Source organism: Planotetraspora thailandica (genome assembly GCF_016863335.1).
GTDB classification, from domain to species: Bacteria; Actinomycetota; Actinomycetes; order Streptosporangiales; family Streptosporangiaceae; genus Planotetraspora; species Planotetraspora thailandica.
The window spans coordinates 194,344-207,470 of the sequence record NZ_BOOR01000012.1; the positions used below are offsets into that span (position 1 = coordinate 194,344).

15 protein-coding genes are annotated in these 13,127 nt (G+C 71.6%); 14 read left to right on the plus strand and 1 reads right to left on the minus strand.

Going from position 1 to position 13,127, the window contains the following annotated elements; all coding sequences use genetic code 11:
* Positions 1–2 precede the first annotated feature (2 nt).
* From Pth03_RS11810 to Pth03_RS11875, 14 genes are all read left to right on the plus strand, one after another.
* Positions 3–719, plus strand: coding sequence for a cache domain-containing protein (locus tag Pth03_RS11810; RefSeq protein WP_203944220.1), 717 nt, complete (start codon positions 3–5; stop codon positions 717–719).
* 296 nt (positions 720–1,015) lie between these two features.
* A complete protein-coding gene (locus Pth03_RS11815; RefSeq protein ID WP_239118967.1) occupies positions 1,016–1,498 on the plus strand; it encodes a GNAT family N-acetyltransferase in 483 nt (160 codons plus the stop codon).
* Positions 1,499–1,532: 34 nt separating this feature from the next.
* Positions 1,533–1,907 (plus strand): phosphoribosyl-AMP cyclohydrolase, encoded by a 375-nt coding sequence (gene hisI, locus Pth03_RS11820; RefSeq protein ID WP_203944222.1) that lies wholly within the window; start codon positions 1,533–1,535, stop codon positions 1,905–1,907.
* Positions 1,904–2,581: a TIGR02234 family membrane protein gene (locus Pth03_RS11825; RefSeq protein WP_203944223.1), complete on the plus strand. Its 678-nt coding sequence runs from the start codon at positions 1,904–1,906 to the stop codon at positions 2,579–2,581. The genes hisI and Pth03_RS11825 overlap by 4 nt, the downstream gene beginning before the upstream one ends.
* Before the next feature lie 145 nt (positions 2,582–2,726).
* Entirely contained in the window at positions 2,727–3,098 is a 372-nt protein-coding gene (locus Pth03_RS11830) for a DUF4190 domain-containing protein (protein WP_203944224.1), read from the plus strand.
* Positions 3,099–3,193: 95 nt separating this feature from the next.
* Entirely contained in the window at positions 3,194–3,613 is a 420-nt protein-coding gene (locus Pth03_RS11835; RefSeq protein ID WP_239118968.1) for a DUF2752 domain-containing protein, read from the plus strand.
* A gap of 145 nt (positions 3,614–3,758) precedes the next feature.
* A complete protein-coding gene (trpC, locus tag Pth03_RS11840) occupies positions 3,759–4,577 on the plus strand; it encodes an indole-3-glycerol phosphate synthase TrpC (RefSeq protein ID WP_203944225.1) in 819 nt (272 codons plus the stop codon).
* A 53-nt stretch (positions 4,578–4,630) separates the two neighbouring features.
* Complete coding sequence (trpB, locus tag Pth03_RS11845) at positions 4,631–5,848, plus strand: tryptophan synthase subunit beta (RefSeq protein ID WP_373318531.1); 1,218 nt, start codon at positions 4,631–4,633, stop codon at positions 5,846–5,848.
* Between the two features lie 20 nt (positions 5,849–5,868).
* Positions 5,869–6,663: a tryptophan synthase subunit alpha gene (trpA, locus tag Pth03_RS11850; RefSeq protein ID WP_203944226.1), complete on the plus strand. Its 795-nt coding sequence runs from the start codon at positions 5,869–5,871 to the stop codon at positions 6,661–6,663.
* Positions 6,664–6,850: 187 nt separating this feature from the next.
* The gene (locus tag Pth03_RS11855; protein ID WP_239118947.1) at positions 6,851–7,369 is read left to right on the plus strand and encodes a MauE/DoxX family redox-associated membrane protein; all 519 of its coding nucleotides are present in this window, start codon (positions 6,851–6,853) and stop codon (positions 7,367–7,369) included.
* Positions 7,370–7,444: 75 nt separating this feature from the next.
* A complete protein-coding gene (locus Pth03_RS11860; RefSeq protein WP_203944227.1) occupies positions 7,445–8,191 on the plus strand; it encodes a DsbA family protein in 747 nt (248 codons plus the stop codon).
* A 65-nt stretch (positions 8,192–8,256) separates the two neighbouring features.
* Positions 8,257–9,390: a prolipoprotein diacylglyceryl transferase gene (gene lgt / locus Pth03_RS11865; protein ID WP_203944228.1), complete on the plus strand. Its 1,134-nt coding sequence runs from the start codon at positions 8,257–8,259 to the stop codon at positions 9,388–9,390.
* On the plus strand, positions 9,387–10,106 hold the full coding sequence (locus tag Pth03_RS11870; protein WP_203944229.1) for a VIT1/CCC1 transporter family protein: 720 nt from the start codon (positions 9,387–9,389) through the stop codon (positions 10,104–10,106). The genes lgt and Pth03_RS11870 overlap by 4 nt, the downstream gene beginning before the upstream one ends.
* Positions 10,107–10,180: 74 nt before the next feature.
* Positions 10,181–11,431 carry a hypothetical protein gene (locus tag Pth03_RS11875; RefSeq protein ID WP_203944230.1) on the plus strand — a complete coding sequence of 417 codons (1,251 nt, stop codon included), beginning with the start codon at positions 10,181–10,183 and terminating at the stop codon, positions 11,429–11,431.
* A 59-nt stretch (positions 11,432–11,490) separates the two neighbouring features.
* Here Pth03_RS11875 and Pth03_RS11880 read toward each other — a convergent pair whose 3' ends face one another.
* Complete coding sequence (locus Pth03_RS11880; RefSeq protein WP_203944231.1) at positions 11,491–13,074, minus strand: bis-aminopropyl spermidine synthase family protein; 1,584 nt, start codon at positions 13,072–13,074, stop codon at positions 11,491–11,493.
* Positions 13,075–13,127: the final 53 nt, after the last annotated feature.

Sequence of the window (13,127 nt, forward strand, 5' to 3'; positions counted from 1 at the left end):
CGATGACCGCACAAGCGGGGTACGAGGACCTTCCGCACACGGCGGGAGTGCTCACCCTCGTCGGCGACATGGTCGGCGGCGTGTTCGCCTCCCTTCGCGAGGTGCGGGACGCGACGGCGCGGTGCGTCGCGCCGCGGGGCCGCCGGACCGTGACGGCTGACCTGGCGGTCCTGCGGCCGCTGCTCTGGGGCCGGCTGACCGGCGGCGGCGTCGCGGCGCTCATCGCGGGCATCGGGTTCATCGCGGCCCCGGGTCTGCTGGCCGACGCGCCCTGGTACCTCGAGTGGTGGCAGGAGAACCCCGGCGGCGATCCCGTGCAGTTGCTGCGCGACCTCGACCCGTCGAGCAGCGCCTTCTACGACTACACGCACTGGGAGTGGTACTCCGGCCCGCTGTCCGGGGCGGAGCGCACGATCTGCGGGCCGTACGTCGACTATCTGTGCACCGACGAATACAGCCTCACGATGTCGGTGCCGGTCGTCACCGGCGGGGTCTTCGCGGGTGTGGCCGCCGCCGACGTGCTCGTCCGCCGTTTCGAGGGCGCGGTGCTCCCGGCGCTGCGGGAGATCCCCGCGCCGGCCTTCCTGGTCAACTCCGGCGGCCGGGTGGTGGCCTCCAACACCGCACGCTGGGTCGCGGGAGACCTCTGCCGGGACGCCGGGAGTTTCGCTGTACGGCCCGTGCGCGACCTGCCGCTCTCACTCGTCACCGAAAAATAAGTAAATCGGCGATAATGCCATCAGAAAGTCTTAAGGCGTGTATCGCCGGGCGTCGGTTACATTTCATGTCCTTTCTTGACGCGCGGCGTCGCGGCGAAGGGCCCGCCGATTCCGACGGGACTTGAACGTTCGCCGAGGTCGAAGAGCCTTGGCGGGTATTTCTTCACGCGGCGTTCTCGGCCGTGTAGACGCGGTGATCCCTGCACACGTAACGTCTATATCGGGTCGTGAACCGTAATCGCAGGTGCTGCCCCGGATATTTCGCATGGCTTAAGTGAGAAGATTGCGTGGCCGAAATGCCCGAGATCAGACAGGCGACCGTGGCGGAGTTGGCCGACCTCGCCCGGCTGGAACGTGACGCCTATGGCGAGCACGCCTTCCCTCCCACGGCTCTGCGGCAGATGTTCGACATCGCGCCCACCCTCTTGATCGTCGCAGTGAAGGACGACGAGCTGATCGGCCACGCGATCGTCCTGCCCTCCGTGTCGGACGGCGTGCGCGAGGCGTGGTTCGTGGCTTTGGCGGTCCGGAGCGACATGCGCCGGAGCGGGACCGGCCGCCTGCTGTCCTCGGAGGTCCTGCGCAGGGCCGTCGGCCACGGCTACGAGACGGTCATGATGACCATGGAACCGGGCAACACCGCCGGCCGCGCGCTTTCCGAGAGCCTGGGGTTCGTGACGAACGAGCAGGCCGGCGACTACTTCGAGGACGGCGTGCCGCGCCTGGTGATGTCCTGGCAGGCGGCGTCGGGCGCGTCCCTGCCGACCCCCTTCGGCTGAGGCGCGGCCTGCCGCGTACGGCAGAATTGGCCGCATGGGACTCGACCCGAAGATCGCCGAACGGCTGAAGCGCGGCCCCGACGGGCTCGTGCCCGCCGTCGTGCAGCAGCACGACACCGGCGAGGTGCTGATGCTCGCCTGGATGGACGACGAGGCGCTGCACCGGACGCTGACCACGGGCCGGGCCACCTACTGGTCCCGCAGCCGCGGGGAGTACTGGGTGAAGGGCGACACCTCCGGCCACGTGCAGTGGGTCAAGCAGGTCGCCCTCGACTGCGACGCCGACACGATCCTGCTCCGGGTGCACCAGGTGGGGGCCGCCTGCCACACCGGTGACCGCACCTGCTTCGATGCGGATGTGCTCCTGAAAGCCGATCCGGCGGGCGAAGAGGTAAGCGAAACCGCATGACCACCACCGACGGGACGCGCGCGCCCGCGCCCGGCCGTACGGCACGGCGCTCACTGATGATCTGGCTGGTCGCCTCCGCCGCGGGAGCCGGACTGGCGCTGCTGGCCTCCGGCCGCACGTGGGCGACCGTGGTCTTCGCCGTTCCCGCGGGGGGCGTGCCGGGCTCCGGCGACGTGCCCGTCACGGGCGGCGAGCTCGTGGCTTACCTGACTCCCGCCGCGCTGGCGGCGTTGGCGGCCACGGTCGCCGTGCTGGCGGCGCGGGGCCTTGCCAGGCGCGCGATCGCACTGGTGATCAGCCTCTGCGGCGTGGCGGTGGTGGCGGGCAGCTGGACCGCCATGGAGACGGCGACGATCGTGGCGGTGGCGCGTGAGCACGCCACGACGGTCATGATGGCCAGCCACGGAGCCCCCGCCCACTCGCCTGCCTGGGCGTGGCCCGCCCTGGCGATGGCCGGTGGGGTCGTCCTGGTGGCCGCGGGCCTGGTGGCCGCCGTCCGGGGCGGGAGATGGCCCGGCATGTCCAGCCGCTACGACCGGCCCGACGGCGGGAGCCGTACGGGATCGCAGGGCCGTCCCCGCCGTGCGACCGGCGAGCGCGCCCTGTGGGAGGCCCTCGACGAGGGACGGGATCCGACGGTGGACGAGCCGTCCGGCGGCGGCACCCGCGACTGAACCGTGTGCCGCCGGTGGGCGGCGGCGGGAACAGCCGTTCGGCAGGGGCGGCGACTACGATCACTGACCGACCATCGAGCGGACCATCCGCGCCCGGCGGCGTCCGGGAGAGGGAGACGTCCGCACCCATCTCGCGGGAGCGTCGATGACCTACGGAACAGAGCCGGGCGCCACGGGCGGCCTGGGGGGCCACGGCACGCCGCCCGGCGAGGGACACGCCGGCGAGGGCTTCCCGCCCTCCGCGCCCGACCCGTACGGCCGGCCGCCCAGGAGCGGACTGGCCGTCGCGACGCTGGTCCTGGGCGTCGCCGGGCTGATCATGTGCGGCCTTCCCGCCTTGTTCGGCGCGATCACCGGGCACCTGGCCCTGCGTCACATCAGGCGGACCGACGCCGGCGGCCGGGGGATGGCCCTCACCGGGCTGACCCTCTCCTACTTCGCCCTGTTCATCTGGATCATCACCGTGTTCGTGCTCCAGGCCCTCTCGTCCTTCGGCCCCCCGCCGGCCGGCGTGTGACGTTCGGCGGCGCGCGGTCACCGTCAAGATCGCCGGTCCGCCGGCCCACGCCGGAGCCGGGTTACAGTGATCGGCGTGGGAGCGGCGGCGTGGAAATGACGGGGCTACGCGCGCGGGGTCGTGCGCGGTCGATGCTCGCGCCGCTCGGCGTGGCCGCGCCGCTCGCCGCGGGAGCCGTCCTGGTCGCCCTGGTCGACCCCAATCAGCCGGGCCACTACCCGGTCTGCCCGCTCTATCTGCTGACGGGGCTGTACTGCCCGGGATGCGGCGGCCTGCGCGCCGTGCACGACCTCGCCCACGGAGACCTGTACGGCGCGGCCGGCATGAACCCGCTCGTCCTGGTCGCGATCCCCTTCGCGGTGTTCTGGTGGGGCCGGTGGGTCTTACGCGCCTGGCAGGGACGGCCCACGCCCATGGGTAAGGTGCGCCCCGGCGTCCTTTACGGACTTCTTGTCATCGCCGTCGTGTTCGGGGTGGCGCGAAACCTGCCTTTCGGACATTTCCTCGCCCCCTGACGAGACCCAGTGGCGAGGCGGCGCAAGTTGGGCCGATAGCATCGCAGGGCAAGACAGACAAGAGCAGCCGACCGGAGGGACCCTGACGCGTGATCGAGCGGACTGGTAATTCGCGCGGGCTCCGAGCCGAGGGCGGGGAGGACGCGTGAGTGTTCTCGAGGAGATCATCCTCGGCGTGCGGGAGGATCTCGAGGAGCGGCAGAAGACCGTTTCCATCGAGGAGCTCAAGCAGCGGGCCATGCGGGCGCCGGGACCGCGGGACGCGTACGCAGCGCTCGGGGGCGACAAGGTCTCGGTGATCGCCGAGGTGAAGCGATCGAGCCCCTCGAAGGGCGCGCTGGCCGCGATCGCCGATCCGGCGGCGCTGGCCGCCGACTACGAGGCGGGCGGGGCACACGTCATAAGCGTGCTCACCGAGCGGCGCAGGTTCGGCGGGACGCTGGACGACCTGGCCGCCGTGCGCGCCGCCGTCGACATCCCGATCCTGCGCAAGGACTTCATCGTCACCTCCTACCAGCTCTGGGAGGCCCGGGCCTACGGCGCGGACCTCGCGCTGCTGATCGTGGCCGCGCTCGGCCAGAGCGCGCTGGTCTCGCTGATCGAGCGGGCCGAGTCGATCGGCCTGACCCCGCTGGTCGAGGTGCACACCGAGGAAGAGCTCGTCAGGGCCGTCGACGCCGGGGCTAAGATCATCGGGGTGAACGCCCGGAACCTGAAGACCCTCGAGGTCGACCGCGAAGTGTTCGCCAGGCTTTCGCCCAAGGTGCCCGACGGCATCATCAAGATCGCGGAGTCCGGCGTGCGCGGTCCGCACGACCTGCTCGCCTACGCCCGCGCGGGGGCCGACGCCGTGCTGGTCGGGGAGAGCCTCGTCACCGGAAGGGACCCCAGGGCGGCGGTCAACGACCTGGTGACCGCGGGCGCCCACCCGGCATCCCGACTCGACACCGGATCCGAGAGGTAGTCGTGACACAGAGCGCTCAAGGCGGGCAGCCCGCCTCCGAGGCGGAAGGCACCCTGATCACCCCGGCCGACCTGGCGGGCACGCGCGGCGGCGAACCCGACGTGCACGGCAAGTTCGGCGTCTTCGGTGGCCGCTACGTGCCCGAGGCGCTGATCCCGGCACTCGATGAGGTCGCGGCGGAGTACGACAAGGCCAGGACGGACCTCGGCTTCATCCGCGAGTTCGACCACCTGCTGCGCACCTACGCCGGGCGGCCGACGACGATCACCGAGGTGGCGCGGTTCGCGGAGCAGGCAGGGGGCGCGCGCATCCTGCTCAAGCGCGAGGACCTCACGCACACGGGCGCTCACAAGATCAACAACGTGCTCGGCCAGGCCCTGCTCACCAAGCGGCTCGGCAAGACCCGGGTGATCGCCGAGACGGGCGCGGGCCAGCACGGCGTGGCCACCGCGACCGCCGCGGCGCTCATGGGCCTGGAATGCGTCATCTACATGGGCGCCGTCGACTGCGAGCGCCAGGCGCTCAACGTGGCCAGGATGAAGCTTCTCGGGGCGACCGTCGTGCCGGTCACCAACGGCAGCCAGACCCTCAAGGACGCCATCAACGAGGCCTTCCGCGACTGGGTCACCAACGTCGACCACACCCACTACCTGTTCGGGACGGTCGCGGGCCCGCACCCCTTCCCGGAGATCGTGCGCGACTTCGCCAGCATCATCGGCGTGGAGGCGCGCCGCCAGGTCCTGGAGCTCACCGGCCGGCTGCCCGACGCGGTCGCGGCGGCCGTGGGCGGCGGGTCCAACGCGATCGGCATCTTCCACGCCTTCATCGGAGACGAGAACGTCCAGCTCCACGGGTACGAGGCCGGGGGGCGCGGCGCCGAGAGCGGCGAGCACGCGCTGACCCTGACCAAGGGGAGCGTCGGAGTCCTCCACGGATCGCGCACATACGTGCTGCAGGACGAGGAGGGCCAGACCATCGAGTCGCACTCGATCTCGGCCGGCCTCGACTATCCCGGAGTCGGCCCCGAGCACGCGTGGCTCAAGGACTCCGGCCGGGCGGTCTACCACGGGATCACCGACGCAGAGGCGATGGAGGCCTTCGCCCTGCTCGCTCGCACCGAGGGCATCATCCCGGCCCTGGAGTCGTCGCACGCCCTGGCGGGCGCGCTCAAGCTCGGCAGGGAGCTCGGCCCGGAGGCCACCATCCTGGTGAACCTGTCCGGCCGCGGTGACAAGGACATGGGCACCGCGATGAAGTACTTCAACCTCTGACATCCCGTTAAAGGCAACCGATGACGACTCTCCAGACGGTCTTCGAGAAGGCGCGATCCGAGAACAGGGCGGCACTGGTCGGCTATCTGCCGGCCGGGTTCCCCACCAAGGACGGTGCCGTGGCCGCCGCCACCGCCATGGTCGAAGCCGGCTGCGATGTGATCGAGATCGGCCTGCCGTACTCCGATCCGCTCATGGACGGGCCCACCATCCAGGACGCGGTCCACCGGTCGCTGACCAACGGCACCCGCATCGCCGACGTGATGCGCACCGTCGAGGGAGTCGCCCGCACGGGCGCCGCCACACTCGTCATGACGTACTGGAACCCGGTGGACCGCTATGGGGCGGAGCGTTTCGCGCGCGACCTGGCTTCGGCGGGCGGCGCCGGGACCATCACGCCCGACCTCACGCCGGAGGAGTCGGACCCGTGGCTGACCGCGAGCAGGGAGGCGGGCATCGACACCGTCTTCCTGGTCGCGCCCAGCTCGCCCGACGAGCGGATCGAGCGGGTCGTCTCCTGCTGCACCGGGTTCGTCTACGCCGCCTCGCTGATGGGCGTCACGGGGGCGAGGGAAACGGTGGGCTCGGCGGCGGAGGGCTTGGTCAAGAAGACCCGCGCGCACACCTCCCTGCCCGTCTGCGTCGGCCTCGGAGTCGGCAACGGCAGCCAGGCCGCCGAGGTGGCCGCCTACGCCGACGGCGTCATCGTGGGCTCCGCCTTCATCCGCCGGCTGCTCGACGCGCCCGACGAGAAGTCCGGGCTCGCGTCGGTGCGCGAACTCACCTACGAACTCGCGCGAGGCGTTCGGCGCTGAGGTCCGTACCCCGGTCATAACCGGCCAATCTCCCCGTGCGGCGGGTAAAACCCCTGCTTACCGCGCTCTTATCCGCCACATGCTGTGCTTGGTGTCGATATTGTTCACCGTGGGTTCCCGAGCGGGGAGCGAGGAGACGATGGTTCAGTTGGCATCCGGAAGGCCGGTGTCGGACAGGTTAGAGTCCGTGGGAACGGCGCTGTCATGGGTGACGACCGTCGCGCGGCTCGTGCTCGGTGTCTCCCTGTTCGTCGCCGGCGCCATCAAGATCGGCGCGCCGGCCGTGTCGGTGCAGGCGGTCAAGGCCTATCAGTTGCTTCCGGACACCGCGGCCACGTTCGTGGGTCACGGCCTGCCGATCGTGGAGATGATCGTCGGGGTGCTGCTGGTCCTCGGTCTGCTCGCACGGCCCTCCGCCGTCGTGGGCGGGCTGCTGATGGTGGCGTTCATCATCGGGATCTCCTCCGCGTGGGCGCGCGGCCTGCGGATCGACTGCGGTTGTTTCGGCGGCGGCGGCACGGTCGGAGCGGATCAGGACCCCGGATACATCTGGGAGTTGCTGCGCGACGCCGGTTATCTCCTGTGCGCCGCGTGGATCATCTACAAGCCCCCCGGCAGGTTGGCGATGGACTCGGCGCTCGGACTGACCGGGTCGCGGGACGCCGACGCCTCATTCGTCGGAGACGAGGACGGCGAGACAGACTGACGAGGCCGCGGGGCTCCCCGCGGCCTCGCTGAAACCGGCGCGGGGGCGCCGGCAGAGCAGCCACGGGGGGCTTGCATGAGCAAGAGGGCAAGGGTTGTTTCCGCCAGGGCGCGCGCCGGCGCGCAGCGTGAGGCGCTTCGCAGGCAGCGACAGCGCAGGCGCATGACCATGCTGATCACCATCGGGGTGATCGCCGTGGTCGGAGGCGGCATCGCCTGGTGGTCGGTGGGGCAGAGCGCGTCGGAGACGGTCACGGGGGCGCTGGCGCCGATCACGATCCAGCCGGACGGCTCCGTCGTCATGGCGCGGCCGGGCGTCACGGCTCCGGTCGTCGACGTGTACGAGGACTACCAGTGCCCGGCCTGCAAGCAGCTGGAGCTGACCAGCGGGTCGACGCTGAAGAACCTCGCGGCCGAGGGGAAGGCCAAGGTCGTTTTCCACCTGCTCACGATCTTCAAGACGGACCCGACGATGTCGAATTCGCTGCGCGCGGGCTCCGCCGCCCGCTGCGTGACCGACGGCGCGCAGTGGCTGCCGTATCACGACAAGCTGTACGAGCGGCAGCCGATCGAGACCTCGGTGGGTTTCACCGCCGACGAGCTGGTGCGGTGGGGCCATGAGGTCGGCGTCACATCTCCCGATTTCGAGGGCTGCGTGCGCGGCCTGCGGAACGTCGCCACCCATCAGCAGTACTCCAACCAGGTCATGGCCTCGCGCAAGCTGGCAGGGACGCCGACGGTCATGTTGAACGGCCAGAGCCTGGGAACCGTCGCTTTCGTGCCGAGCGCCCTGCGGGAGGCCGTTCTCAATGCCGCCGGATGAGCTTCGTCATCTGTCCTCCACACTGTGCACCGAGCGCGGGCGGACTTACGGTAACGTCACGTGACATGCCACCCCTCGCCTCAATTCCGAGCCCGTCACAAGGGGTCTGGGATCTCGGTCCGATCCCGATCCGGGCCTACGCGTTGTGCATCGTGCTCGGCGTCATCGTCGCCGTGTGGATCGGCGAGCGCCGCTGGCGCGCCCGCGGCGGCGCGGCCGGGACCATCACCGACCTCGCCGTGTGGGCCGTGCCGTTCGGCCTGGTCGGCGGCCGTCTCTACCACGTCATCACCGACTGGCAGCTGTACTTTCCCGACCGGCCGATCGACGTGCTTTTCATCTGGAAGGGCGGGCTCGGCATCTGGGGCGCGATCGCCCTCGGCGGTGTCGGCGTGTGGATCGCGTGCCGCCGCAACGGGATCTCCTTCACCGCCGTGGCCGACACGCTGGCGCCCGCCGTCGCGGTGGCGCAGGCCATCGGCCGCTGGGGCAACTACTTCAACCAGGAGTTGTTCGGCGGCCCCACCACGCTGCCGTGGGGCCTGGAGATCGAGCCGGGCCGCCCGGGCACGGTGGAGGGGATCTCGACCTACCACCCCACCTTCCTTTACGAGTCCTTGTGGGATCTCGCGCTGGCGGGCGTGCTGGTGCTGATCGGGCGGAGGTTCGCCCTACGGTACGGGCGGCTGTTCGCGCTGTACGTCGCGGGATACACCCTCGGCCGGTTCTGGATCGAGGGGCTGCGCGTCGACCCGGCCCACCACATCCTCGGTATGCGGCTCAACCAGTGGACCGCGATCGTCATCTTCGTTTGCGCGCTGGCGTATTTCTTCCTGGCCAGGAAGAAGACCGGCGAGGAGTCCCTGGGGGCGCTGCCCGAGCCGGCCGGCGGTGAGACCGGTGAGGCCCTCGACGGGTCCGAGGGCGCCGGTACGGACGGCACGGGATCGGTCGCGGACGACGGCTCAGGCGATGGCAAGTCCCAGGGCGGGAACGCATCGATCTCCGCCTTAGCGGGCGCGGCTCAGGACGACTCGCCGGAGACGGACGAGGCGGACCCGGCGCATCAGCGTGACCAGGCCGACGAGGCGGATCTCACGCCTGCGGCCGCCGCTCCCGTCGCGAACGGCGCGGACGGCGACCAAGGCGATGGGGGCCGGACGGAGGCCGTGCCTGATCAGGAGGCCGGCCAACGATGACCGAAGGCGGCTCGGGGGCGCGGGCCGAGATCCATCACCAGCACCGGGACGTCACCGGGGGGTGGCTGCGGCCCACGGTGTTCGGTGCGATGGACGGCCTGGTGTCGAATTTCGCCTTGATCGCGGGTGTCGCGGGAGGAACGGCGAACACCAAGATCATATCGCTGGCGGGTGTGGCCGGGCTGGCCGCCGGGGCGTTCTCCATGGCGGGCGGCGAGTACGTCTCGGTCGCCAGCCAGCGGGAGCTCGCCGAGGCTGAGATCGACATCGAGCGGCGCGAGCTCGAACGCAACCCCCAGTCGGAAGAGGACGAGCTCACACAGCTTTACGTGCAGCGCGGCGTCGAGGCCGACACCGCGCGTGAGGTCGCCCGGCAGATCTCCCGCAACCCGGAGCAGGCGCTCGCCGTGCACACGCGGGCCGAGCTGGGCGTGGACCCGCAGGATCTTCCCTCCCCGGTGCTCGCGGCGGTCTCGTCGTTCCTGTCGTTCGGAGTGGGCGCCCTCATTCCGCTTTTTCCGTACCTGATCGGGCTGCAGTCCCTGTGGATCCCGGCCGCCGCGTCGATGGCCGCGTTGTTCGCCGCCGGCGCGGTGGTGTCACGGGTCACGGCTCGGACCTGGTGGTTCAGCGGGCTGCGCCAGCTTGTCGTCGGCGGCGTGGCGGCCTGCCTGACCTGGGGGCTCGGCACGCTCATCGGATCGGGCGCACTATGACGACGCGCAGGCGCCGCCCGCCCGGCCCACGGGACGCCTCCGACCCTCGCGGCGAGCGCCGCGCGGAGCCTCGGATGCGCGCGGATCTCCCCGAGGACGCGCGCGGGTACGCCGCTGCGGACGAGCGGGACCTCGCCGACGGGAGGGGGTTCCAGGTCGGCTGGGAACCCCGCGACCACTGGGAGTCGCGTGACGACAGTCATCCCCCCGTGGACGGGGCGCCGGGAGGCGAGTTCCGGCCCCGCGAGGGACGCGGCTCCCGGAGGGCGGCGCGGCAGCAGGACGCGACCGGGCAGCCGCCGGGATACCCGACCGGCCAATCCTGGCAGGAACCGCCGCAGGCGGAGGCGCCACCGCGAGCCCCGGAACCCCGGAAGGCCAGGGAATCCGGCGAAGGCGGCAGGTCGCGCCGCGGCCGGGGGAAGCGCGACGAGTGGGCTCCCTTGTCCGAGCCGAGGATGTCGGACAGCCAGCGGCGGGTGCTGGTGTGGACAGGTTCGGTCACCGCAGGCCTCGCCACGGCGGTCGGGCTCGTCCTGCTGGCCAACTCGATAGCGGGGGGCTCGACCGTGCCGGAGGAGCCCTCCTCCGACCCCTTCGGGCAGGCGAGGCCGGCGGCGTACGAGGCTTGGTCGTCGCCGAAGCAGTTCGGCCCGATCGCCGACCGTTCGGCCGACAAGGCGCCGCTGACCGCCAAGGAGGTCTTCGGCACCAAGACGCTCAGCGAAGGCAAGATCGCCCTCAAGCGGGTCGGGACCCGCCTCGACAAGTCGTGCGCCGACGTCGTCTGGGGGAGCGACCTCGCCCGCCGGCTCGCCGCCGCGGACTGCCAGGAGGCGGTGCGGGGGCTCTACACGACCGCCGACGGCACCTACGTCGCCCAGTACACGTTGTTCAACCTCTCCGACGTCAAGGCGGCCGACAACCTCGTCGACGACCTGAAGGGCGTGAGCCAGAACGCGTGGGTGCGCCCGCTCGATCCCGCCAAGGCGGGATTCCAGGGATACACCGAGGCCAGCGGCCAGGCGATGGGCCACTTCGTGGGCCTGTCGTGGATCGGCCGCGCCGACGGAGCCGAGCCCGGCCCCAAGGACGACTTCGTCATGCTCGGCCTTGCCGTACGGGACACGGAGAAGGCGTTGTATCGCCGCGTCGTCGCGGTCGCGGGAGTGCCCAACGCCCCTGCGGGCGATGATCAGGGCGACGACACGGCCCCGCAGCGCGAGGCGCCTCCGGCAGACCCCGGTTCCGGCGGGCAACCCCCGCTGGAACAGGCGCCCGGCGGGGCGTCAGGAGGCGGTGCGGAGCAGGCCCCGACGGGCTGATCGGGCCCCGTGGCAGGAGGGACGGCGGCCGTGCGGCCCCCTCCCGGTCCTGCGCCGGGCTACCGGTCCTGTACGGCGGCCGCGTCCAGGCTGCGGGCGACGGCCGAGGGCAACGCGGCGAGGCGGTGGAGGGGTAGCTCCAGGGCGGTGAGGTCGCCCGCCCACGGCGCGGCGCGCTCCACGGCCGTCCTGGCCTCCCTCTTGGTCAGCCCGGCCGTCTCGGTGAGCCCCTCGCGCCAGGCGTTGGCGACCTTGCCGTGGGCGCTGTCGAGGATGCGCCGCACGATCCGCGCCGCCGGGGCGTCCGGAGGCGGAAGCCGTACGGCGTCGAGGACCACGCCGGCCGCACCGGTCCCGCGGGAGATCTCGTAGACGTCCGCAAGCGGTGAGATCAGCGCGGGCAGGTCGCCGGGTTCGGCGGCGAGCAGCACCCGCACGTGCCGGGCGCGGGTGGCGAGCAGCAGCCGGGGGAGGGCGGCCTCCAGCCCTGCCGGCACGGCGACGGCCACCCGCTCGGGAGCGGCCGCGTACGGCTTGGCCAGCAGCGTGGTCAGCCTGGTCCGCGGCACCTTGGGCAGCAGGTCGTGCGGCCAGTCCCCGGCGAGCAGGGCGGGGGACAGGCCCGCCGTGGCGGCCTCGGCGGCCTGGGGCCCGGGCAGGCCCGCGTCGGCCTCGACCGCCTGGGGGCCCTGTGTGTAGATCGCGGTGGCGAGCCTGTCGACTCGGGAGGCGACGGCGGGCCACGTCTTGGTGGTCGGCCGCAGCACGTAGAGGTCGGCCGCGCTGCCGATCGCCTCGGCCCCGTCGTACCGGTTGAAGTCGGGGAACATCGCCTCGATGAGGAGATTGAGGTCGAAGACGGCGCCCTGCACCTTGAGGGCGAGGGCGGGGGTGCGTTCGGAGGCGCCGTAGGCCAGTAGGATCCGGCCCCGCTCCCGGTCGCGCAGGCCCTCCGCCGCCCTCGCCAGGAAGAGGCCGACGCCCGCGGGCGTGTACGGCGGGTCGGTGATCGCCAGGTCGGCCTGGCCGCGCGCCGACGCGGGCAGGCCCAGGCGCAGGTCGGCCCAGCGGGTGCGCACGCCGAGGTCCTGCTCGTCGATGTAGGCGAGGATCCGCTCGTCGAGGTCGACGACCGTCACCTCGACCTCGGGGTGGAGCATCCGTACGGCCAGGGAGGTCAGGTCGTGGTCGCCGACGCAGAGCAGGCGGGCCCCGGGCAGCCAGAAGCGGGCGCCCAGCAGCAGGGCCCGGCGCAGGACCGTGTCGGCCGTCGCGGCGACGTGATCGAGCGTGTGGCGTCCGCGGGGCGCCTTGGCGATCAGCTCCTCCAGCCGGGCGAGGGTCTCGGCGTGCCCGGCGACGAGCGCGCCGACCGGATCGGCTAGATCCGAAATATCGGAGCCTAAGGCGTTGTTATAGCGTTCGGCCAGATCGACCGGGATCCGGAAACGCTCGCCGGCGCGCTCAAGGACGAGCTCACGCAGCAGCGCCTCGACGGATCGCCGCGACGTCGCGGTCGCGCGGACGAGATCGGCGAGGGTCCACCAGTCGCCGTCACCGAGAAGTGCCAGCACCCTCCGGAGGCGCCGGCTGTCCACGCCCGCCTCCGCCAACAGCCGATCGATCGCCTCATGAGCCGCCATGCGGCAACTGTATCCATCGTGTTAACCAGTGAAGATTCGCGAAGCGGACCGAG